The 23,223-nt window shown below is 45.5% G+C and carries 24 protein-coding genes; all 24 read left to right on the top strand.

From position 1 onward, the window contains the following. Position 1 precedes the first annotated feature (1 nt). Positions 2 to 235 (top strand): KH domain-containing protein, encoded by a 234-nt coding sequence (locus tag GDZ68_RS01240; RefSeq protein ID WP_009765535.1) that lies wholly within the window; start codon positions 2 to 4, stop codon positions 233 to 235. A gap of 646 nt (positions 236 to 881) precedes the next feature. Beyond that, on the top strand, positions 882 to 1,397 hold the full coding sequence (gene rimM / locus GDZ68_RS01235; protein ID WP_153720455.1) for a ribosome maturation factor RimM: 516 nt from the start codon (positions 882 to 884) through the stop codon (positions 1,395 to 1,397). Continuing rightward, the gene (trmD, locus tag GDZ68_RS01230) at positions 1,397 to 2,134 is read left to right on the top strand and encodes a tRNA (guanosine(37)-N1)-methyltransferase TrmD (RefSeq protein WP_153720666.1); all 738 of its coding nucleotides are present in this window, start codon (positions 1,397 to 1,399) and stop codon (positions 2,132 to 2,134) included. The genes rimM and trmD overlap by 1 nt, the downstream gene beginning before the upstream one ends. A 126-nt stretch (positions 2,135 to 2,260) precedes the next feature. Beyond that, entirely contained in the window at positions 2,261 to 2,605 is a 345-nt protein-coding gene (gene rplS / locus GDZ68_RS01225; protein WP_153720454.1) for a 50S ribosomal protein L19, read from the top strand. A 107-nt stretch (positions 2,606 to 2,712) separates the two neighbouring features. Next, positions 2,713 to 3,276 carry a signal peptidase I gene (lepB, locus tag GDZ68_RS01220; RefSeq protein ID WP_153720453.1) on the top strand — a complete coding sequence of 188 codons (564 nt, stop codon included), beginning with the start codon at positions 2,713 to 2,715 and terminating at the stop codon, positions 3,274 to 3,276. Between the two features lie 18 nt (positions 3,277 to 3,294). Then, on the top strand, positions 3,295 to 4,152 hold the full coding sequence (gene ylqF, locus GDZ68_RS01215; RefSeq protein ID WP_153720452.1) for a ribosome biogenesis GTPase YlqF: 858 nt from the start codon (positions 3,295 to 3,297) through the stop codon (positions 4,150 to 4,152). 114 nt (positions 4,153 to 4,266) lie between these two features. Beyond that, entirely contained in the window at positions 4,267 to 5,040 is a 774-nt protein-coding gene (locus GDZ68_RS01210) for a ribonuclease HII (RefSeq protein WP_153720665.1), read from the top strand. Next, the gene (locus tag GDZ68_RS01205) at positions 5,037 to 7,112 is read left to right on the top strand and encodes a hypothetical protein (RefSeq protein ID WP_153720451.1); all 2,076 of its coding nucleotides are present in this window, start codon (positions 5,037 to 5,039) and stop codon (positions 7,110 to 7,112) included. The genes GDZ68_RS01210 and GDZ68_RS01205 overlap by 4 nt, the downstream gene beginning before the upstream one ends. After that, positions 7,109 to 7,396 (top strand): EscU/YscU/HrcU family type III secretion system export apparatus switch protein, encoded by a 288-nt coding sequence (locus tag GDZ68_RS01200; protein WP_153720450.1) that lies wholly within the window; start codon positions 7,109 to 7,111, stop codon positions 7,394 to 7,396. The genes GDZ68_RS01205 and GDZ68_RS01200 overlap by 4 nt, the downstream gene beginning before the upstream one ends. 114 nt (positions 7,397 to 7,510) lie before the next feature. After that, the gene (gene sucC, locus GDZ68_RS01195; RefSeq protein ID WP_153720449.1) at positions 7,511 to 8,671 is read left to right on the top strand and encodes an ADP-forming succinate--CoA ligase subunit beta; all 1,161 of its coding nucleotides are present in this window, start codon (positions 7,511 to 7,513) and stop codon (positions 8,669 to 8,671) included. 18 nt (positions 8,672 to 8,689) lie between these two features. Further along, the gene (sucD, locus tag GDZ68_RS01190) at positions 8,690 to 9,592 is read left to right on the top strand and encodes a succinate--CoA ligase subunit alpha (protein WP_153720448.1); all 903 of its coding nucleotides are present in this window, start codon (positions 8,690 to 8,692) and stop codon (positions 9,590 to 9,592) included. 70 nt (positions 9,593 to 9,662) lie between these two features. Next, complete coding sequence (dprA, locus tag GDZ68_RS01185; RefSeq protein WP_153720447.1) at positions 9,663 to 10,553, top strand: DNA-processing protein DprA; 891 nt, start codon at positions 9,663 to 9,665, stop codon at positions 10,551 to 10,553. Positions 10,554 to 10,667: 114 nt separating this feature from the next. Then, positions 10,668 to 12,743 (top strand): type I DNA topoisomerase, encoded by a 2,076-nt coding sequence (gene topA / locus GDZ68_RS01180; RefSeq protein WP_153720446.1) that lies wholly within the window; start codon positions 10,668 to 10,670, stop codon positions 12,741 to 12,743. A 27-nt stretch (positions 12,744 to 12,770) separates the two neighbouring features. Further along, a complete protein-coding gene (trmFO, locus tag GDZ68_RS01175) occupies positions 12,771 to 14,081 on the top strand; it encodes an FADH(2)-oxidizing methylenetetrahydrofolate--tRNA-(uracil(54)-C(5))-methyltransferase TrmFO (RefSeq protein WP_153720445.1) in 1,311 nt (436 codons plus the stop codon). Between the two features lie 311 nt (positions 14,082 to 14,392). Continuing rightward, entirely contained in the window at positions 14,393 to 15,292 is a 900-nt protein-coding gene (locus GDZ68_RS01170) for a tyrosine recombinase (protein WP_153720444.1), read from the top strand. Between the two features lie 11 nt (positions 15,293 to 15,303). Then, positions 15,304 to 15,840 carry an ATP-dependent protease subunit HslV gene (gene hslV / locus GDZ68_RS01165; RefSeq protein WP_153720443.1) on the top strand — a complete coding sequence of 179 codons (537 nt, stop codon included), beginning with the start codon at positions 15,304 to 15,306 and terminating at the stop codon, positions 15,838 to 15,840. A gap of 6 nt (positions 15,841 to 15,846) precedes the next feature. Beyond that, positions 15,847 to 17,235, top strand: a complete 1,389-nt coding sequence (gene hslU, locus GDZ68_RS01160) for an ATP-dependent protease ATPase subunit HslU (RefSeq protein ID WP_153720664.1) — start codon at positions 15,847 to 15,849, stop codon at positions 17,233 to 17,235. Between the two features lie 85 nt (positions 17,236 to 17,320). Then, positions 17,321 to 18,097 (top strand): GTP-sensing pleiotropic transcriptional regulator CodY, encoded by a 777-nt coding sequence (gene codY, locus GDZ68_RS01155; protein ID WP_153720442.1) that lies wholly within the window; start codon positions 17,321 to 17,323, stop codon positions 18,095 to 18,097. Positions 18,098 to 18,572: 475 nt separating this feature from the next. Further along, the gene (flgB, locus tag GDZ68_RS01150; protein ID WP_153720663.1) at positions 18,573 to 18,962 is read left to right on the top strand and encodes a flagellar basal body rod protein FlgB; all 390 of its coding nucleotides are present in this window, start codon (positions 18,573 to 18,575) and stop codon (positions 18,960 to 18,962) included. A 2-nt stretch (positions 18,963 to 18,964) separates the two neighbouring features. Continuing rightward, positions 18,965 to 19,426, top strand: coding sequence for a flagellar basal body rod protein FlgC (gene flgC / locus GDZ68_RS01145; protein WP_153720441.1), 462 nt, complete (start codon positions 18,965 to 18,967; stop codon positions 19,424 to 19,426). Between the two features lie 33 nt (positions 19,427 to 19,459). Continuing rightward, the gene (fliE, locus tag GDZ68_RS01140) at positions 19,460 to 19,768 is read left to right on the top strand and encodes a flagellar hook-basal body complex protein FliE (RefSeq protein ID WP_153720440.1); all 309 of its coding nucleotides are present in this window, start codon (positions 19,460 to 19,462) and stop codon (positions 19,766 to 19,768) included. A 62-nt stretch (positions 19,769 to 19,830) separates the two neighbouring features. Beyond that, positions 19,831 to 21,423 (top strand): flagellar basal-body MS-ring/collar protein FliF, encoded by a 1,593-nt coding sequence (fliF, locus tag GDZ68_RS01135; protein ID WP_153720439.1) that lies wholly within the window; start codon positions 19,831 to 19,833, stop codon positions 21,421 to 21,423. 14 nt (positions 21,424 to 21,437) lie between these two features. Next, positions 21,438 to 22,451, top strand: coding sequence for a flagellar motor switch protein FliG (gene fliG / locus GDZ68_RS01130; RefSeq protein WP_153720438.1), 1,014 nt, complete (start codon positions 21,438 to 21,440; stop codon positions 22,449 to 22,451). Next, the gene (fliH, locus tag GDZ68_RS01125; protein WP_194841009.1) at positions 22,444 to 23,223 is read left to right on the top strand and encodes a flagellar assembly protein FliH; all 780 of its coding nucleotides are present in this window, start codon (positions 22,444 to 22,446) and stop codon (positions 23,221 to 23,223) included. Before fliG ends, fliH begins: the two co-directional genes overlap by 8 nt.

Below are 23,223 nucleotides of genomic sequence, written 5' to 3'. Positions count from 1 at the left end.
CATGAAGCAGCTGATTGAAACAATTGTAAAGCCGTTAGTCGATTACCCGGACGACGTGAAGGTGGTAGCGGATGAACAGTCACAGCGTGTCGTTTATCAGTTATCAGTGAATGCGGAGGATATGGGAAAAGTAATCGGAAAGCAAGGTCGTGTGGCAAAAGCGATCCGGACGATTGTTTACTCAGCAGCAGGCAGCCACCACGGCAAAAAAGTGTATTTGGACATATTGGATTGATCCAAAAGGAAGGAGCCCCGGTTCCTTCCTTTTTTGCACGTATAAATGGATTTTGAGCGGGATAAAGCAGTACTGGTAGACGTTGGGGTGCAGTTGGGGATTTGCGCTCTGGACGGACGCTTTCCGTGGGCATTGCCCCAGCGAACAGCAGAGGATTCGCTTGACCTTAATTTCTGCGTTCTTTGCGGAAATTAAGGCAGCTTGTGCTCATAACGCTTCGCTTTTATTCGCAAAAGCCGTTCTTCGTTACGGCTTTCGCTGCGCTCCGTCCAGGGTCTCATCATTCGCGCTGGATCCCACAGGAGTCGCCGCCCGACGCTCCAATCCCTATCGAGTAAGTAGTGGTATTTATTCTGCTCAATGGATCAATTATTACTTTTATCTGCAAACAAAGTGTAGTGAGCAGAACATTTAGCTTATACTTATTGTTGAAAAACAAACCAGTGTACCGAAGTGGAAGGCGGCGACTCCGGGAGGATCAGCCCGATAGGATGAGACAATTAAAGGGAGCGAAGCGACCAATTGGCTCACCGAGGGCCCTCCGGAAAGCGTCCGCCTGGAACGCAGGGGAACGGTATCTCACTCTCAAGCCCGACTCTTTTCATTTTTATGATATATAAATTTAGTATAAAACGGAGGCGAAATAATGGAATGGTATAACGTAGGAAAGATTGTCAATACGCACGGAATCAGAGGCGAAGTCCGGGTCATGGCGACAACAGATTTTCCGGATGAGCGATTTGCCGTCGGAAGTGAACTCGCAATCTTCATGCCAAAAAGCAAAACACCTGTCATGGTAAAAGTCGTGAACCATCGAAAACATAAAAACTTCAACCTGCTGACATTCGAAGGCTATCCGAACATCAATGACGTAGAAAAATTCCGTGACGGCATCGTCAAAGTATCGGAAAGAGACCTGACTGAACTCGAAGAAAATGAATTCTACTACCATGAAATCATCGGCTGCCGTGTAGTAACGGAAACAGGCGAAGAAATTGGCACGGTTACAGAAATTATTGAAACAGGAGCTAATGACGTCTGGACGGTTACACCTGAAGAAGGTAAGCCGCATTATATTCCATACATCGAGCAAGTTGTGAAAGAAATCGACGTGGACGACAAGCTGGTCAAGATTGAACTGATGGACGGGCTGCTTTCATGATGCATGTCGATGTGCTGACGCTGTTCCCTGACATGTTCGAAGGCGTTCTTCATTCTTCGATTATGAAAAAAGCTCAGGATCAGCAGGCTGCTTCATTCCGCGTGACTGATTTCCGTGAGTACTCGACGAATAAACATAAAAAAGTAGATGACTATCCATATGGCGGCGGAGCGGGCATGGTACTGAAACCGGAACCTCTCTTTGCGGCAGTAGAATCGCTGACGAGTTCGGCGGAAAGCGAGCCGCGAATTATTCTCATGTGTCCACAGGGCGAGCGCTACACCCAGAAGAAGGCCGAGGAACTGTCGAAGGAAGATCATCTGATTTTTATTTGCGGCCATTATGAAGGCTATGACGAACGGATTCGGGAGCATTTGGTGACGGATGAAATCTCCCTTGGTGATTTTGTTCTGACTGGAGGCGAAGTAGCGTCCATGGCGATTATTGACAGCGTAGTGCGTTTGCTGCCTGAAGTGCTTGGAAATGAGCAGTCAGCTGTCCACGATTCATTTTCAACAGGGATGCTCGAACATCCGCAGTATACGCGCCCTGCTTCCTTCAATGGCTTAGAAGTGCCGCCTGTGCTGTTATCAGGCAATCATGCGGAAATCGATAAATGGCGGGAAGAGCAGGTATTCCAGCGTACTGCAGAGAGACGTCCTGAACTATTGAAAGATGCTTCATTAACAGAACATCAGCAAAAACTTTATCAGCAGTGGAAGCAAAAAAGAGACTGAATATACTTGAACCGCTGCTATGCTTATGATATGATTTACGAAGTGCTTTTTGAAAAGCACCTATTTACTGTTGTTCCGCTGCAATGCAAGACGTGCAAGAACTCCAGAAAAGAAGGAGAGAAAACGATGCAAAAACTAATTGCAGACATTACAAAAGATCAGTTGCGTACTGAACACCCTGATTTCCGTCCTGGAGATACATTGCGTTTACACGTTAAGATCATTGAGGGTACTCGCGAGCGTATCCAGTTATTCGAAGGTGTTGTAATCAAACGCCGCGGCGGTGGAATCAGCGAAACTTTCACAGTCCGTAAAATTTCAAACGGTGTTGGAGTGGAGCGTACATTCCCTGTACACACACCAAAACTTGCTAAGATCGAAGTCACTCGTCGCGGTAAAGTTCGTCGTGCGAAGTTGTACTACTTGCGTAAACTGCGCGGTAAAGCAGCACGTATCAAAGAACTCCGCTAATAAGATAAACACAAAACGAAGGAGGCCGTGCATTTGGCCTCCTTTCTTTTTGCGCCTAAAGCAATTTGGCGGTACAATAATAGCAGACAAGGCAGGAGGCTGGATTGATGGAAGAGAAAAAAACAAAAAGCGAAGGGCTGGAATGGATTAAAGCACTGTTGATTGCGTTTGGGCTGGCTGCAATTATCCGTATATTTTTATTCACTCCGATCGTCGTCGATGGTATTTCCATGATGCCGACGCTTGAACATGGGGATCGTATGATTGTTAATAAAATAGGCTATACCATTGGAGAGCCGCACCGCTTTGATATTGTCGTTTTCCATGCGCCTGAACAAAAAGATTATATTAAACGTGTAATCGGATTGCCGGGAGATACTGTGGAATATAAAGATGATGTCCTGTATGTAAATGATAAACCGTACGAGGAACCGTATCTTGATAAATATAAAGCAGAAATACAGGACGGCACACTGACAGAAGATTTTACACTTCAGGATATACCGCAAATTCAAGCGGAAGTAGTGCCGGAAGACCATGTGTTTGTCATGGGAGACAACCGCCGGAAGAGTAAAGACTCCAGACATATCGGCGCTGTTTCAATCGACGAAATTATCGGCAGCACGAGTGTAGTATTCTGGCCGATTAAAGATTTCGGCATTGTGAAATAACGAAAGGAGACGATTCGAATGACTATTCAATGGTTTCCAGGCCATATGGCGAAAGCAAGAAGAGAAGTGTCCGAAAAACTGAAACTTGTTGATATCGTATTTGAATTGATAGACGCAAGACTGCCGCTATCTTCCCGAAATCCGATGATTGATGAATTAATTCAGCAAAAACCGAGACTGCTGATCCTGAATAAAATGGATTTAGCTGACGAAGTGCAGACGAAGCGATGGATTGCCTATTTTGAAGAGCGGGGCTTCCGCACGGTAGCGATCAATTCATTTGAAGGAAAAGGGCTGCAGACGGTGACAAAGGCCGCAAAAGAAATACTGCAGCCGAAATACGACCGGATGAAACAGCGGGGAATCCGACCCGGTGCTATCCGTGCAATGATCGTTGGAATTCCGAACGTAGGAAAATCCACACTTATTAACCGTCTCGCAAAGAAGAATATTGCGAAGACAGGTAATAAACCAGGTGTTACGAAAGCACAGCAATGGATCAAATATGAAAAAGAGCTGGAGCTTCTGGATACTCCGGGAGTACTCTGGCCCAAGTTCGAAGACCCGGAAGCCGGTTTCAAACTGGCATTAACAGGGGCAATCAAGGATTCGGTTCTCAATATGGAAGAGCTGGCGGTCTATGGACTGAAATTTTTGGAAGAACATTATCCTGAACGCCTGGAAGAACGCTATCAAATGACTTCAGTCGACGAGGATACTTTAGCTATTTTCGATCAGATCGGTGAGCGCAGGAAAGTGTACGCTGCCGGTGCAGAGATTGATTATGACAGAGTGGCGGATTTAATTGTCCAGGATATACGCGATCAGCAAGTCGGCAAACTGACATTTGATTTTACCGAAGATCAAGCACAATAATAAGCAACTGCTTGGAACGCTGTTTCCGGGCCGTTGCTTTTTTTGTCGAAAAACTGAAACTTGAACCGATATAATACATAGAGACGAATTTTGGCGGATGGACAGGTGAATACAATGACAACGATTCAACAAATAAAAGATCAATTACAAAGCTTGCAGGAACCGGATGAATGGCTGAAAGAACTTCAGTCAGATGAACGCAAAGGAGTTCAGACCGCAATCGCCCAGTGGAGAAAACAATATGATAAAAAGCAGCAGCTAATAGAAGAATTTATGAAAAAGCTGGCTTTCGAAGATTCCTACAGAACCGCAGGCAAAACGCTGATCGCAGGAATTGATGAAGCCGGAAGAGGGCCGCTGGCAGGTCCGGTTGTCACGGCGGCGGTTATTTTACCCGCAGATTGTTCTGCTTTAGTCGGCGTGGACGATTCAAAGAAAATATCCAAGATGCAAAGACAGCAGTTCGCCGTACTGATCAAAGAAAAGGCAATCTCCTATGCAGTTCATATACAGTCTGCAGAGGCAATTGATGAGTTGAATATCTTTCAGGCTACGAAGCAATCGATGGAAGAAGCGGTGAAACAGCTCTCTGTGCCGCCTGACATCGTTTTGGCAGACGCTATGAATTTGTCGGTAGGTCGCCCTGCCTACTCGATTATTAAAGGTGATGAAAAAAGCCTGTGTATCGCGGCAGCCTCGATTTTGGCTAAAACCACGAGGGATCAGCTGATGGAAGAATTACATGAACAGTTTCCTTGGTACGGTTTCAATGAAAACGCCGGCTACGGAACAGCAAAGCATCTAGAAGGCCTCAAAACACACGGTTTCTGCATACACCATCGAAAAACCTTTGAACCCATTAAAACGATGTGGAGGGATCGCAGTTGAATTTAAATTCATTATCCATTTCATCGGCAAAAATCACTGCTCCGGAATCACAGTCGCTTGCATTGAAAGAAGGTCAGATGATTCACGGAAAAGTACAGCAGCTTTTTCCCGGCCAGATGGCACAAGTGCAAGTCGGCAGCCATCAACTGTTTGCCAAACTCGAAGTGCCGATGCAGGCAGGCGATACGTATTACTTTAAAGTGAACGGCACGGAGCCGGAAGTGAAATTGCAGGTCATTGCGGGACCGATGCGCGGAGCGGACGGGCAGACCAGCCAGCTGACGCAATTAATGGAGTCGCTTAATTTACCGAAAACCCAAGAAATGAAAGAATTGCTGGCAGCCATCATCAAACAGAAAATACCGATGACGAAAGAGAATATACTAGATGCGGCAAATCTGCTCAAATCTGTTCCTGAAAGCATGAAGACAGAAGCGCTCGCGGCACTTGGAAAAATCGCGGAAGCCAGGCTGCCTTTTACGCCGGCTGTTTTCCAGTCGCTTTTGCAGGCGCAAAACGGTACGATTACCCAAAACTTAACGGCACTGCAGACGGCTGTTCAAAATGAAACCAGTCTGCCGCCTGCTGTTCGGGAAGCTTTATTGAATGCATTGCAGGCCGTATCCAACCCGGCAAGTCAGGCGGTCGGCAAAGAACTGCTCAGCCGGGCGCTGACACTGCTGCTGGACCCGCAGACCGGCAAAGGAGACCGGTTTGCAGCCCTGCAACTGCTGAAAAGCGCAGAAATCCTGCCTGCACGTACGTCGCTCGCTAATCTTCCGCAAGTTTTGGCACAGTTAGTGTCACAAACTGGAGACGGCAAGACAGCTGCCCAGCCGCAAATAACTGCTACACTGCAGCAGAATGCCTTCCAGCAGTCCGCAGGGAGTCCGCTGGCGGCGGATAGACCGGTAAGTGCTATGAATGTCCAAACACAAGCTGCAGCGTCTGCGGCGAGTCAGGGCGCATCTAATCAAGTGCCTGCGGAATCTCAGGCTACTGCGGTGAAAACTCTTCAGACCATGCTCGGCCAATTAGCGCAAATGCCTGCAGGAGAACAACAAAACGCTAAGTCCATTATGCAAAACATCTCTCAACAGATTCAAAACAGTCCTGCACTGCCCGAACAAATGAAAACAGCTTTGCAGACTGTCGTCAGTCAATTCGCTCAGCAGCCATTGACTGACAGTGTGAAAGCAGCTTTTATCGAACAGTTCAGTCAAATACTTCTGCAGCAGACAAGCAGCGGGGCAACTGTTCAAACAGCGAATGCAACTGAACAGCCCGTCGCAGTTAAAGAAGCGCAGCAAGCTTTATTGTCGCTCGTTTCGCTGCCTCCGCAACAAGCTGACGAAGCGCTGCGGGCTTTGATCCAGTCGGCTGAGAAATCAGGCAATGTGCAGATCAAGCAGATGGTGCAGGCAGCCGAAATACAGCTGTCGCAAACGATGAGCGGCACAGTCATGAAAGAAGCAATGCAGAGTGTCCTGAGTACTCTCGGCTTCAACTATGAAGCGTTGCTGAACGGCAAGGAGCCTGCCGCGAACTTAGCTAACACATTGAAGCCGCAGCTGCTTACTTTGCTGCAGGATCCTTCACTGTCTCCGCCGCTTAGAGAGGCAGCGGAAACCATGGTATTGAGAATGAATGGAACCGTTATTCAGACTGCAGACACGAGCGTTCAGCAGCAGATCATCATGCAGGTGCCGCTGGATTTATTCGGCAAGAAAATAGACGCGACGCTTCAGTGGAATGGCCGGATGAAAGAAAACGGCCAAATTGATCCGGCGTTTGCCAGGATTTTATTTTATTTGGAGCTTGAGACACTTTCGACGACACTTGTCGACATGCATGTGCAGAACAAAGTCGTTAATCTGACAATTTTCAACGAACAGGAATCGCTGCGGACGACAGGTCTGTCATTCCAGGCGTTGCTGAAAGACGGATTGGAAAATGTCGGCTACAAACTGTCGGGCGTTTCATTCAAACCCTTTACTGAATCACAGCAGACAGTGAAAAAGCCTGCGGCCGCGTCGTATATTGACGAAAGAGGAGTAGATTACCGGATATGAAAGAAGAACGTTATAAACGAAAAGAAGCCGTTGCGCTTTCCTATGATCCTGAAGTATCCGACGCTCCAAAAGTCATAGCGAAAGGTAAAGGAATGATTGCGGAAAATATACTGGAACGGGCCAAAGAACATGACGTGCCTGTGCAGGAAGATCCGAGTTTACTGGAATTACTCGGCCAGCTGAATGTCAATGAAACCATTCCTGAAGAGCTGTACCAGGCCGTGTCTGAGGTCTTTGCCTACATTTATCGTCTCGATAAGGAAAAGGGCAGCAGAAATAGTTGAAAAATAGAGAATTCGGCATCGTAATAGTCATCCATGGACAATATGTGACGGTTTGTTTACAATAATAAAGTAGTTGAATATGCAGCAATTGCAAATCGAATGGAGGCAGTACTTATGAACATCCATGAATACCAAGGGAAGCAGCTATTGAGAGAGTACGGTGTTGCTGTTTCGAATGGTCGTGTTGCATTCTCGCCTAAGGAAGCAGTGGCGGTTGCAAAAGAACTCGGAACAGAGCCTATTGTGGTGAAAGCACAAATCCATGCGGGCGGCCGGGGGAAAGCGGGCGGTGTAAAAATCGTCAAGAACCTTGATGAAGTCCGTGCAGTAGCAGCAGACTTGATCGGAAAACAACTGGTTACACACCAGACAGGTCCTGAAGGCCAGGAAGTGAAACGCCTCCTTGTTGAAGAGGGAATCGACATCGAAAAAGAATTCTACATCGGTCTTGTCGTTGACCGTGCAACAGATCGCGTGACATTAATGGGATCTGCTGAAGGCGGAGTGGAAATCGAAGAAGTCGCAGAAAAAAATCCGGAAAAAATCTTCTACGAGATTATTGACCCGGTTGTTGGGTTAGCTCCTTTCCAGGCGCGCCGTATGGCATTCAATATGGAAATCCCGAGCAAGCTGATCAACAAAGCAGTCAGCCTATTTTTAGGTCTATATAAAGTATTCAGCGAAAAAGATGCATCAATCGTGGAGATTAATCCGCTTGTCGTAACAAAAGACGAGAGAGTACTTGCTTTGGATGCGAAATTCAATTTTGACGATAACGCAACATTCCGTCATAAAGATATTGTCGAACTTCGCGACTTTGATGAAGAGGATCCAAAAGAAATCGAAGCATCCACTTTTGACTTAAGCTATATTTCCCTCGACGGAAATATCGGCTGTATGGTCAACGGAGCGGGGCTTGCGATGGCGACAATGGATACGATTCACTATTACGGCGGCGAACCCGCTAACTTCCTTGACGTTGGGGGCGGCGCGAAAAAAGAAAAAGTTGCCGGCGCTTTCAAGATTATTCTTTCTGATCCGAATGTAAAAGGCATTTTCGTCAATATTTTCGGCGGCATCATGAAGTGTGATGTCATTGCTGAAGGTGTTATTGAAGCTGCAAAAGAAGTGGAGCTTCAGGTGCCGCTTGTTGTTCGTCTTGAAGGTACAAATGTAGAACGCGGGAAAGCTTTGCTTAAAGAATCCGGCATCAATGTTGTAGCAGCGGATTCAATGGCAGAAGGCGCGAAAAAAATCGTTGAGTTGATAGGATAAGAAAGGCAGGTACAAAGCATGAGTATTTATGTAGATAAAGACACCAAAGTAATTGTACAAGGAATTACAGGTTCCACTGCCCTGTTCCATACGCAACAGATGTTGGAATATGGTACAAAGATTGTCGGCGGTGTTACACCGGACAAAGGCGGCCAGACGGTCGAAGGCGTACCGGTCTTTGATACAGTTGATGAAGCTGTTAAAGCTACAGGCGCAACAGTCTCCATCATTTACGTGCCGGCTCCGTATGCAGCTGATGCGATCATGGAAGCTGTAGACGCGGAGATGGATATGACAATCTGTATTACAGAGCATATTCCTGTCCTCGATATGATTAAAGTGAAGCGTTATATGGAAGGCAAAAAGACTCGTTTAATCGGTCCGAACTGCCCTGGCGTTATCACTGCAGATGAAACAAAAATCGGCATTATGCCCGGCTATATTCATACAAAAGGCCATGTCGGTGTTGTATCCCGTTCCGGTACACTGACTTATGAAGCAGTGCATCAGTTGACACAGGAAGGTATCGGTCAGACGACAGCTGTCGGAATCGGCGGAGACCCTGTCAACGGTACGAACTTTATCGATGTGTTAAAAGCATTCAATGAAGATCCGGAAACTTATGCAGTTGTGATGATCGGTGAAATCGGCGGAACAGCTGAGGAAGAAGCAGCTGAGTGGGTCAAAGAAAATATGACGAAACCAGTTGTCGGCTTCATCGGCGGTCAGACTGCACCTGAAGGTAAACGCATGGGTCACGCGGGTGCCATCATTTCAGGCGGTAAGGGAACTGCTGCTGAAAAGATTAAGGCTTTACAAGCGGCAGATATCCAAGTGGCAGAGACACCATCTGTTATTGGTGAGACGCTAATTAAAGTTCTGAAGGAAAAAGGTCTGTACGAAAAATGTAAAACGAAGTAATATGAGAGGTGCAGCGTATGCTGCACCTTTTTTCGTTCTTTGCTTGTAGTGTCGAATAAAGGAGAACGCTATGCAATTTACCGAACAGCAGAAACAATTAATTTTCCTTCATTATATTCACCCCGTTCCGTACAGCCGCTATCAGAGTTTGTTGCAGGACAATCCACTCATTCAAGATTTATCTTCCTATCCCCCTATACGCTTGCAGCAATTGCTCGGTTTGTCAGAAGTCAACGCCTGTCGAATTACACAGCAATTTCATGAAGTGTCACAGCTTCCCTTGATTGAATTATTGCACGAGACTGACATCATCCCCATTCCGTATAGCCATCAGGATTACCCGAAAGAGCTGACTGAACTTTGCGATCCGCCGGCTGTCTTATATGTCAAAGGTGACAGAAATTTATTGAAAAAACCGCTCAAAGTCGGTATTATCGGCTCCCGAAAAGCGACGTCGTATACAAAGAAAGCGCTTGATTTTATTGTGCCGCCGCTCGTTGCGCAAGAAATTCCGGTTGTCTCCGGTCTGGCTGCAGGCGCAGATACGATGGCGCATCAGGCGGCGATGCAATACGGAGGAGAGACCATCGCGGTACTGGGGCATGGGTTTTCCCATATGTATCCAAAGAAAAACGAGAAAATCGCACAGGAAATAGCTGAGAATCATCTGCTGCTGACCGAGTATCCTCCTTATATTCTGCCGGCAAAATGGACATTCCCCATGCGCAATCGGATCATCAGCGGACTGTCGAATGCAATCGTTGTAACAGAATCCGTGGAAAGGAGCGGAACGATGAGTACAGTTGAACATGCACTGGATCACGGAAAAGAAATTTTCGCCGTGCCCGGAGCAATTGACTGCCCGTTATCGGCGGGTCCGAATAAGCTGCTGGATGAAGGCGCCAAGCCATTATGGAGCGGTTTTCAGATTCTGGATTCTTTACAGGGAAACACCATATAATCTGTACGCGAAATGTTTAAAAGGTTGCATTATTTGAGAAACTGTTATACATTTTGCAACAGATATTCTTTTGATGAATAAATATAAAAGAAATCTCTCTGAGGAGGGAAATATATGGCGGATTACTTAGTTATTGTAGAGTCACCAGCTAAAGCAAAAACCATTGAGCGTTACTTAGGCAAGAAATACAAAGTCAGCGCCTCTCTTGGTCATTTACGCGATTTACCTCGAAGTCAAATGGGTGTAGATACTGAGAATAATTATGAACCGAAGTATATTACGATCCGCGGTAAAGGACCGATACTTCAAGACTTGAAAAAAGAAGCAAAAAAAGCAAAGAAAATATTTCTCGCGGCTGACCCGGATCGCGAGGGGGAAGCAATTGCATGGCACTTATCACATCAGCTTGGTGTCGATATCGAATCGGACTGCCGGGTAGTGTTCAATGAGATCACCAAGGATGCTATTAAAGAATCATTTAAACATCCGCGTCCGATCAATATGAATCTGGTGGATGCACAGCAGGCAAGACGGATTCTAGACAGATTAGTCGGATATAACATCAGCCCGATTCTTTGGAAAAAAGTAAAAAAAGGATTGTCAGCAGGACGTGTTCAGTCGGTTGCATTACGGCTGATCATTGACCGAGAAAATGAAATTAATGCTTTTGAGCCGGAAGAATACTGGAGCATCACTGCACAGTTTGAAAAAGGCGATAAAACATTTGAAGCTGCATTTTACGGAGACGCAAAGGAAAAAGTGAAACTGACGAATCAAGAGCAAGTCGAAAAAATCGTCAATGCACTGGAATCCGATGAGTTTGAAGTAGCTAAAGTCGTGAAAAAAGAACGGAAACGCAACCCGGCACTGCCGTTTACCACTTCCTCTCTCCAGCAGGAAGCGGCACGCAAACTGAACTTCCGGGCGAAGAAAACGATGATGCTCGCCCAGCAATTATATGAAGGTATTGCAATTGGTAAAGAAGGCACCGTCGGGTTAATTACCTATATGCGTACGGATTCCACGCGGATTTCAGATACAGCAAAGGATGAAGTGAAGTCGTTCATTCAAACGATGTATGGGGAAGAATTTATTTCCACTTCTACTCGGAAAGCAAAAGCCGGCGCGAAAACGCAGGATGCGCACGAAGCGGTACGCCCGACTTCAGCAATGCGGCCGCCTGAAGCGATGAAAGCGTTCTTATCACGTGATCAGCACCGACTGTATAAACTGATTTGGGAACGTTTCGTTGCGAGTCAGATGGCGCCTGCCATTCTGGATACGGTAACAGCAGATTTTCTGAATGGCGATATCCGTTTCAGAGCATCGGGTTCGCAAGTAAAGTTTCCGGGCTTCATGAAAGTGTATATCGAGGGAGACGACGATCAGCAGGAAGAAAAGGAAAATATTCTGCCTCCGCTTGAAGAAGGCGAGAATGTGAAGTATGCGGAAGTCGATCCGAAACAGCATTTTACTCAGCCGCCTCCGCGCTATTCGGAAGCACGTCTGGTCAAAACGCTGGAAGAGCTCGGCATAGGCCGTCCTTCTACATTCGCACCGACGCTGGATACTATTCAAAAGCGCGGCTATGTAACGCTCGATGCCAAACGCTTTATTCCAACGGAGCTTGGCGGTATTGTTCATCAAGCGGTTGATCAATATTTCCCTGATATTATCGATATTGAGTTTACTGCGCAGATGGAAAAAAGTCTGGACCATGTGGAAGAAGGCAGCATCGAATGGCGGAAAGTTATTGATGCGTTTTATCAGGATTTTGAAAAGCATGTGGAAGTCGCAGATGCAGAAATGGAAAAGATCGAAATCAAAGATGAACCAGCCGGGGAAGACTGCGAGAAATGCGGCTCTCCGATGGTTTACAAGATGGGCCGCTACGGAAAGTTCATGGCCTGCTCCAACTTCCCCGATTGCCGTAATACGAAAGCCATTGTCAAACCGATTGGCGTGACGTGTCCGAAATGTAAAGAAGGCGAAGTCGTTGAACGCAAGAGTAAAACAAAGAGAATATTCTTTGGCTGTGACCGCTATCCGGAATGTGATTACGTGTCATGGGATAAACCGATCGTGCGTCCATGTCCGAAGTGTCAACATACACTGGTGGAAAAGCGTTTGAAAAAAGGTGTACAGATTCAATGTACGGAATGTGATTACAAAGAACAGCCGCAGAGCTAGAGAGCAAAACGAGGAAGAGGGATTGAGATGACGCAAACTGTAAATGTAATAGGTGCGGGTCTGGCGGGCAGTGAAGCAGCCTGGCAGCTGGCCAATCGGGGAATTCAAGTGAAATTATTCGAAATGCGACCGGTCAAACAGACGCCGGCCCACCATACAGATAAATTTGCAGAGTTAGTATGCAGTAATTCATTGCGCGCGAATAATTTAACGAATGCAGTCGGTGTGATTAAAGAAGAGATGCGTCAGCTGAATTCATTGATCATCCAGGCGGCAGATAAGTGTGCAGTCCCTGCAGGAGGCGCACTGGCAGTGGACCGTCATGAGTTTGCAGGGAATGTCACGGAGCAGATCCGCAGCCACCCGAACATTGAAATCATAAATGAAGAAGTGACGAAACTGCCGGATGGCATTACAATTATTGCTTCCGGACCGCTTACATCACCTGCATTGGCAGAGGAAATTCGTTTGCTGACAGGTGAAGATTATTTATACTTCTATGATGCAGCAGCTCCAATCGTGGAAAGTGATTCGATCGACATGGATAAAGTCTATTTGAAATCACGCTACGACAAAGGGGAAGCAGCTTATCTGAACTGCCCGATGAATGCCGAAGAGTTTGACCGTTTTTATCAGGCGCTCATTACTGCGGAGGTAGCACCGTTAAAAGATTTTGAAAAAGAGATGTATTTTGAAGGCTGTATGCCAATTGAAGTCATGGCAAAGCGCGGAGTGAAAACCATGCTGTTCGGTCCTTTGAAACCGGTAGGACTGGAAGACCCGAAAACAGGGAAATGTCCAAAAGCAGTCATTCAGCTTCGGCAGGATGATGCAGCGGGAACGCTCTATAATCTGGTCGGTTTCCAGACTCACTTGAAATGGGGCGCACAGAAAGAAGTGCTGCAGCTGATCCCCGGACTGGAAAATGTTGAAATCGTCCGTTATGGCGTGATGCATCGGAATACTTTCATTAATTCACCGAGAGTGCTGAACTGCACGTATCAGTTAAAGTCCAAGCCGACCATTTTCTTTGCAGGTCAGATGACGGGCGTAGAAGGATACGTGGAATCAGCCGGTTCCGGTCTAATTGCTGGAATTAATGCTGCACATTTGGCGAAAGGCGAAAAGCCGATCCGTTTGCCGAAAGAAACGGCGCTGGGCAGCATGTCCCGCTATATTACGGAAGCAGATCCGAATAACTTTCAACCTATGAATATTAATTTCGGACTGTTCCCAGAGTTAGAACGCAGATTCAAGACGAAAGCAGAACGCGCAGAAAAACACGCTAACCGTGCGCTTTATGCATTGAAAGAATTTAAAGAAACGACTGATATTTGAATTGAGACCTTACCCTGACTTTTTGGGTAAGGTTTTTCTCTTGTATGCAACTAAATTAAGAGGAACACGTCTTGTACTTAAGAGGGAATAGTTTGATATCGAAGTAATTTGAACATTATGTGTCAAATTAGAGTTTTCAGGGAATAACTGATGATGGATCAGTTTTCTTAGTTGCCCAAAAATCCTTGCTATTGTATAGTGTTTCAGGGAGAACATTTGGATTTCATTATAAATTCCAAACTATATACATTCAAGAATCTTTAGACTCTTCAAAAAACGCGATGTCCTATACTCAGCAAGAGGTGGAGAAAATGGTTCCTGAGATAAAAGAGCTGGCGGATGAATATGTGTCATATATTTGCTTGGAAAAAAACTATTCGTCTTATACTGTTGCGGAATATGAAAATGATTTGCGAGAATTTCTGGCATTCCTAGAATCGGAACATATCGAAAAACTGGATGATGTGCAATATCCTGCAGCCAGGCTATATGTTACCAAACTATATGACAGATCACTGGCAAGAACAACGATATCGCGGAAAATTTCTTCAATCCGGTCTTTTTTCAAATTCACAAACGCCCGTTATGGCATTCAGGACCAAGCGTTTCGTTTATTGTTTCATCCGAAAAAGGAAGAGCGCCTGCCTGCTTTTTTTTATGAGCAGGAACTGCAGAAACTGTTCGAGGCAACGGTGGGCGATGATGCCCGTTCGCTTCGTGACCGTGCGCTGCTTGAATTACTCTATGCGACGGGTATCCGGGTAGGCGAGCTTGTGACAGTGGAGGTCCGTGATATCGATCAATACCTGGGAATTGTGAAAGTGATGGGGAAAGGCCGCAGAGAACGTTTTGTACCGTACGGCAGTTTTGCAGAAGAAGTGCTTCAGGAATATATCGATACGGCAAGACCCCGGCTGATGAAGCAAAAGAAGCATTCAAGTCTTTTTGTGAATTTGCGCGGTGATCCACTGACGGACCGGGGAGTACGCTATATATTGAATGACTTAATGGAACGCGCAGCTTTGCATACGAAAATCACGCCGCATATGATCCGGCATACGTTTGCAACGCATTTACTCGGTGCAGGTGCAGATCTGCGCAGTGTGCAGGAATTGCTCGGTCACCGTCATTTATCATCAACCCAAGTATACACACATATTACGAATGAACATTTACGGCAAACCTATTTACAGACGCATCCGCGTGCTTAGGAGGAGATTGAATGGAATTCCATGCAACAACGATTTTTGCGATACACCATGAAGGGCAATGTGCCATGTCAGGTGACGGACAAGTGACGATGGGCAATGCAGTCGTCATGAAGCATACAGCCAGAAAAGTTCGCAGATTATTCAACGGACAAGTGCTTGCAGGCTTCGCGGGATCTGTAGCCGACGCATTTACTTTATTCGATTTATTTGAAGCGAAATTGATGGAGTATGACGGCAATTTGCAAAGAGCTTCTGTAGAGCTGGCAAAAGAGTGGCGTGGCGATCGGATTCTGCGCAAACTGGAAGCGATGCTGCTCGTTATGGATAAGAAAACCTTGCTGCTTGTCTCCGGGACAGGTGAAGTAATTGAACCGGACGACGGGATTTTAGCTATCGGTTCAGGCGGCAACTATGCGCTGTCGGCAGGAAGAGCTTTGAAGAAATATAGCAGCGGGTTAACAGCGGAGCAAATTGCGAGAGCTTCTTTGGAGACAGCTGCTGATATTTGCGTCTATACAAATCATGAGATCATCGTGGAGGTGCTTTGATTGGTAATGAAACAAGAAATGACACCTAAAGAGCTCACGGCCTATTTAAATCGATTCATCGTTGGACAGGAAAAGGCTAAAAAAGCGGTTGCTGTTGCGATGCGCAACCGATACCGCCGTATGCAGCTGTCGGCTGAAGAACAGGAAGAAGTCATTCCGAAAAACATCCTGATGATCGGACCGACTGGCGTAGGGAAAACGGAAATCGCCCGCCGGATCGCAAAGCTGATCCATGCACCGTTCGTCAAAGTGGAAGCGACGAAGTTTACAGAAGTGGGCTATGTCGGCCGAGATGTCGAATCCATGATACGTGATCTGACGGAAGTCGGGATCCGTATGGTGAAGGAAGATATGCGTGAGGCTGTTAAAGAGCAGGCGCAGAAGCTGGCGGAAGAGCGCCTGGTCAAACTGCTGGTCCCGGAAGTGAAAAAGAAAAGCAGCGGACAGAATCCATTTGAGATGTTCTTTGGACAAAAAGATCAGCAGGAAGAAGAGAATCCTGAAGAGCAGACGGAAATTAGGAGAAAGCGCTCAGAGATAGCGGAACTTCTGAAAAGTCGTCAGGCCGAAGAACAAATGGTCACAGTGGAAGTAACCGCTCAGCAGCCATCCTTATTTGATGCCCTGCAAGGTTCAGGCATGGAGCAGATGTCAGGCATGCAGGATGCATTATCTTCCCTGATGCCGAAAAAAAAGACGAAGCGCCGAATGAAAGTGAAAGATGCACGCGTGGTGTTGGAGGCGGAAGAAGCGGATAAACTGATCGACCAAGATGAAGTGGCACGCAAAGGCATCGAATTGACCGAGCAGGCAGGCATCATCTTCTTGGACGAGATGGATAAAATTGCAAGCAGCAACCAGAAATCATCAGGTGAAGTATCACGCGAAGGTGTTCAGCGGGACATCTTGCCGATTGTTGAGGGATCGACTGTCACAACGAAATATGGGGCGGTTAAAACAGATTATATTTTATTCATCGCAGCGGGCGCTTTCCATATGTCAAAGCCTTCAGATATCATTCCGGAATTGCAGGGACGTTTCCCAATCCGCGTAGAATTAGATAAATTGACAAAAATCGATTTTGAGCGTATACTCCGAGAGCCAGATTTTTCACTGCTGCGTCAATATGAACGTCTGCTGTCTACCGAAGAAGTGGAAATCGAATTTACAGATGACGCAATCAGCAAAATTGCCGAAATTGCATTTGAAGTAAACAATGAAACGGAAAATATCGGTGCCAGAAGACTGCATACCATATTGGAAAAGCTTTTGGAGGATCTTTCATTCGAAGCGGCGGATATCGGGCCCGCTTCCATAAAGATCACACCCGCTTATGTAGATGAAAAATTAGATGGAATCGTTAAAAACAAAGATTTGTCACATTTTATTTTATAATTGAGGCTTTATAGTTTATTTAATGATTAAAAACCTTTAGAATATTCAATATAGTCAACAGAGAATTTGAGGAGGAACAATTGAAATGAGTTTATTAGTCAAAACAAGAAAAATTAATGCAATGTTACAAGAAGGCGCGGGCGGCCCAGTCAATTTCAAAGAGATGGCAGAGGAACTGAGCGATGTCATCGATTGTAATGCGTTTATCGTCAGCCGGAAAGGTAAATTGCTCGGACTTGAAGTACACCATCAGATTGAAAATGACCGCATGAAGAAAATGTTTGAAGACCGTAAATTCCCTGAAGAATACACGAATCATTTATTCGAAATTCAGGAAACATCACCAAATATCGATATCGAAAGTGAATATACCGTATTCCCTGTAGAGAATAAAGAGTTATTCAAAGACGGCTTGACTACGATCGTTCCGATTATTGGCGGCGGAGAGCGTTTGGGTACGCTGATCCTGGCAAGATTAAAAGAAGGATTTAAAGAAGATGATCTGATTCTTGCTGAGTACGGTGCTACAGTGGTAGGAATGGAAATCTTGCGTGAGAAATCAGAAGAGATCGAACATGAAGCACGCAGTAAAGCGGTTGTTCAGATGGCGATCAACTCTCTGTCATACAGTGAGCATGAAGCGATCGAGCATATTTTCAAAGAGCTGGACGGAAATGAAGGCTTACTGGTTGCGTCAAAAATTGCAGACCGTGTAGGAATCACTCGTTCTGTAATTGTTAATGCGCTTCGTAAATTAGAAAGTGCCGGCGTAATCGAATCACGTTCTCTGGGAATGAAAGGGACATACATCAAAGTATTGAACGACAAGTTTTTATCAGAGTTAGAAAAACATAATTCATAAAAAAGAGCGCTGCTTCTTTAAAGAAGCGGCGCTTTTATATTGGGTAATAATACATTGTGGTTACCAGAGGAATGGGTAATAATTACATGATTTGACACAAGTACATAAGATACAGTTTCTTCAGTGTGTTATTCTATATAATGGTTTAATGGATAAAAAAATGGTCATATAAACAAACATTTACCGATTAGCCCTAAATAAGCATAGAGAAAAAGAGTGTTTTCAAAATACAAAGTAGTGAAAAAATGGTACTGTATAGTACGAAAATAGCTAAAAGGGATATTAGTCCTAGTGATTTGTCTAGAATTCATTGGACAAAAATCATTAGAATCCGCTACAATAGATTAGTAGATAAAACAAGAATTTTACAATTGCGTTTATAAACATAGCGAAAAATGGCTAGTATACTAGATTGGAATCAAATAATGCAGGAATATAAGGAAAGTATGACTACTTTAAAGAGGGAGGCATGACATTGAATATTTACGGCAGCACTATCAATCTGCTTGAAAAAGGCCTGGACTATTCGTCTGCCAAAGGTAAAGCTATCTCGCAAAATATCGCGAATGTTGACACACCCAAGTACAAAGCGAAATCTGTTAACTTTCAAGAAGTGTTTTCCGGTGAAAAGAGCAAAGCGTTTGAAGCGTATAAAACAGATGCAAGACATCTCGACTTTACGGCTTCTGCCGGAAATAAAACATTCGACATATCCAATTTGCGTTATCGTCAGGACCGCAACGGAGTCGATATGGATAAAGAACAGGCAGATTTAGCTGCCAATCAAATTTATAACTCTGCATTGATCGAACGGCTGAACGGCAAATTCAACAGCCTGCAAAACATTATTAAAGGAGGGCGCTGATCTTGAGTATATTTCACAGTCTGAATACTTCATCCTCCGCTCTGACTGCGCAGCGGCTTCGAATGGATGTTATTTCATCCAATATGGCGAATGTCGATTCAACGCGGGCAAAGCAAGTAAATGGCGAATGGGAGCCATACCGCAGAAAAACGGTTACGCTGCAGCCTAAAGAAGGACAGTTCGCTTCATTTCTGCAGGCGGCAAAAGGAGTCCAGTCTCATAGCGGCGCCGGCAATGGAGTCGCAGTTACAAGAGTGAAAGAAGACCGTGAGACGCCTTTCAAGCAAGTGTTTGATCCAACTCATCCAGATGCCAACGACGAAGGTTATGTGCAGATGCCAAATGTGGATCCTCTTCGTGAAATGATTGACCTGATGTCAGCAACACGGTCATACGAAGCGAACGTCACGGTGCTGAACGCAAACAAGTCCATGTTGATGAAAGCTTTAGAAATAGGAAGATAACGTATACGAACTACTATAGAAGGAGTGGAAAAGATGCCGATTCAAGCAATTACGGGCGCTTTGCCTACTATGCAGGTTCAGCCGGCTGAAGTACGGACTCAAAAAACCCCGTTCGAAGCGCAGCAAAACTTCTCAGCCATGCTGAATGATGCAATTCATAAAGTCGATCAAGCGCAGCAAACTTCTGATACTTTGACAGTCAAGCTGATTAAAGGTGAGGACGTAGATTTGCATAATGTGATGATCGCTGCCCAAAAGGCGAGTATTGCATTAAATGCGACGGTGGAAATGCGTAATAAAGTGGTTGAAGCATATCAAGAAATCATCAGAATGCCTGTCTAACAGAACAAGTTACGCTGGGCAGACGTGAAATTTTGCCTAGTTAGGCTGACCGGGGGATTAGAATGAAAGAAAGATTCACAAAGCTCAGAGCGGATCTTAAGGCGTTCTGGGAAAGCCGCTCCAAAAAACAAAAAATCACATACATTGCTACGGCAGCCAGTGTTATCGCATTGGCCATTTTTTTAACAATTTTCTTATCGAGAACTACATATGTCACACTCTATTCAGAAGTTTCGCCTTCTGAAATCGGCCGCATTAAGGAAGTATTGGACGGCCAAGGTGTTCCGTATGTTGTCCAGCCCGGCGGAACTGCGATTGCAGTGCCTGAAAAACAGCTGGATACGCTTCGTGTTTCATTGGCTGCGGAAGGATTTCCGGACTCCGGTCTGATCGATTACTCCTTCTTCTCTGATAATGCAGGCTTTGGAACGACAGATAATGAATTCAATATGATCAAACTGGCTGCCATGCAGACAGAATTAGCGAACTTAATTAAGGGTATAGAGGGTATTAAGGACGCAAAAGTGATGCTGACTTTACCGACTGAAGGCATTTTCGTAAATGATTCAACGCAGGAAGCCAGTGCGGCAATCATGCTGAAGACCAATCCGGGTCAAAATTTCTCAGAACAGCAGATTGCATCTCTGTATAATTTGGTTTCCAAAAGCTTGCCGAACCTGTCTAATGATAATATCGTCATTCAGAACCAATATTTTGAGTACTTTGATTTAAAAGGTTCAGAAAACTCCTACGGTCAGAGTGTCACGGATCAAATGGGTCTGAAGAAAACGATAGAGCGCGACTTGCAGAGACAAGTGCAGATGATGCTCGGAACCATGATGGGACAGGATAAAGTCGTTGTTTCGGTTACTACCGATATCGACTTCAAAGTGGAAAAGCGCAAAGAAGACCTGGTATCGCCGGTGGATGAGGAAAATATGGAAGGCATCGCGCTGAGTGTACAGCGGATTACTGAGTCATTTTCCGGTACGAATCCGGCTGTCGGCGGAACACCGGAAGCTGAAGATCCGACCGATAACCGCACCACTTATGTGGAAGGTGAAATGGGCAACGGAGATTATGAACGATTGGAAGAAACCATCAATAATGAAGTGAACCGGATCAGTAAAGACATTATTGAAAGTCCTTATAAAATACGCGATCTGGGTATACAGGTAATGATCGAACCCCCTACAGCGGACGATCCGAATTCATTGGCACCTGAAGTTCAGCAGGACGTAGAGCAGATTCTGGAAACAATTATTCGGACTTCACTGGATAAAGAAGCAGCAGGGGAACTGACAGATGAAATGCTGGCAGAGAAGATTGCTGTTTCGGTACAGCCGCTGAAAGGTAAGAATGTACTGTTCGATGAGCCGAAGACGGTTATTCCTTGGTGGGCATATGTTATCGGCGGAGTTCTGCTGTTAGCATTAATCGCAGTAATTGTTCTGTTGCTGCGTAAACGGCGCCGTGAAGCCGAGATGGAAGATGAGCTCGCATTGGAAGCGCAGCTTGAAGCAATCCAAGTGGATGACATTAATCTGGAACACGAAACAGAAGCAACAGCACGCAGAAAACAGCTTGAAAAAATGGCGAAAGATAAGCCGGAAGAGTTTGCCAAGCTATTGAGAACGTGGATTGCTGAGGAGTAACGGAGGGATGCAAGTTGGTAAAGAAAGATAAAGAAATGTCAGGCAAACAGAAGGCTGCCTTATTGCTCATCTCTCTAGGGCCTGAAGTCTCAGCAGCGGTTTATAAGCACTTGAACGAAGAGGAGATAGAGCGTCTGACGTTAGAGATTTCAGGCGTGAAAAAAGTGGATTCTTCGGTGAAAGAAGAGATTATTGAAGAATTTCATAATATTGCGCTGGCTCAGGATTATATTTCGCAGGGCGGGATCGGTTACGCCAAAACGATACTTGAGAAAGCGCTCGGTAAAGAACATGCGCAGGCAGTGATTAACCGCCTGACGTCTTCACTTCAAGTACGGCCGTTTGACTTTGCCAGACGGGCAGAGCCGTCTCAGATTTTAAACTTTATTCAAAATGAACATCCGCAGACAATCGCGCTGATTCTTTCCTATTTAGAGGCGGAGCAGGCAGGTTTGATCCTGTCTTCACTGCCGCAGGAGATGCAGGCCGATATTGCGAAGCGTATTGCGACGATGGAATCTACTTCACCTGAAGTGATCAGTGAGATTGAAGCTGTTCTAGAGCGGAAATTATCTTCTACTGTTACGCAGGATTTCACAGAAACCGGCGGAGTCGATGCGGTGGTCGAAGTACTGAACGGAGTAGACCGTGCGACCGAGAAAACAATTCTCGATGCACTCGAAATACAGGATCCCGAATTGGCAGAAGAAATTCGCAAAAGAATGTTCGTCTTCGAAGATATTATTACATTGGATAATCGTTCGATTCAGCGCGTGGTCCGCGAATGTGAAAATGAAGACCTCATTCTGTCCATGAAAGTATCCAGTGAAGAAGTAAAAGATATTTTATTCAAAAATATGTCGCAGAGGATGGCGGAATCATTCCAAGAAGAAATGGAAATTATGGGTCCAGTCAGACTGCGTGATGTAGAGGAAGCCCAGTCACGGATTGTTGGCATTATTCGAAGATTGGAAGATGCGGGTGAGATTATTATTGCCCGCGGCGGAGGAGATGACATCATTGTCTAATCTGTTTCGTTCAGATCGTACAGTAGTGAATCAAAGCGGCGCAAAAGAAATTTCAATACGCAGTCTACAGCAGCAAATGCCGGATGATCAGTCTCCTGCTCAAGCGCCTGCAGACACAGGTGCAGTATTTGCCGAACGAAGACGAATGGTTCAGGAAATGGAACAGCGCAGCGCCATGGTGAATGCAGACATTCAGCAGCGCATGGAACATGCAGCGGCTGATATTGAAGCAATGCGTGCAGCGTGGGCTGAAGAGAAAGAACAGCTGCAGCAGCAGGCCTATGACGAAGGATTCCAGGCAGGTTTTGAAGACGGGCGCAACAAGGCGCAGTCTGATATGCAGGAAACGATACAGGCGGCGAATGAAACGACAACTTTATCGTATCAGAATGCTACCCAGTATTTACTTAATCAGGAACGGGTCATTCTCGACATTGCCATTCGTTCAGCTGAACAAATTATTAATAAAACAATTGAAGATGATGAAGAAACGTATCTCTCCATTGTTCGAAAAGGTATAAAAGAAGCACAGGAAATGAAAGAGATTAAACTATATGTCCCGACCGAGCATTTTAAAATGGTGACAGCCAGCCGGGCTGAATTGGCATCAATCTTCCCTCCTGAAACGCCGTTTATGATCTTTGTCAACGAAGACTTTGATGCCAACGATTGTTTTGTCGAAACAAATCATGGCCGCATTGTCGTCAGTGTCGATGAACAGTTGAATGAATTGAAGGAGCAGCTTGTCGAAATTATGGAAAGTGGTGTGTAA

The sequence above is a fragment of the Sporosarcina cascadiensis genome, assembly GCF_009650995.1.
Classification (GTDB): domain Bacteria; phylum Bacillota; class Bacilli; order Bacillales_A; family Planococcaceae; genus Sporosarcina; species Sporosarcina cascadiensis.
Note: the sequence above shows the minus strand (reverse complement) of the source record. Positions and strands in the feature narration are given on the sequence as shown.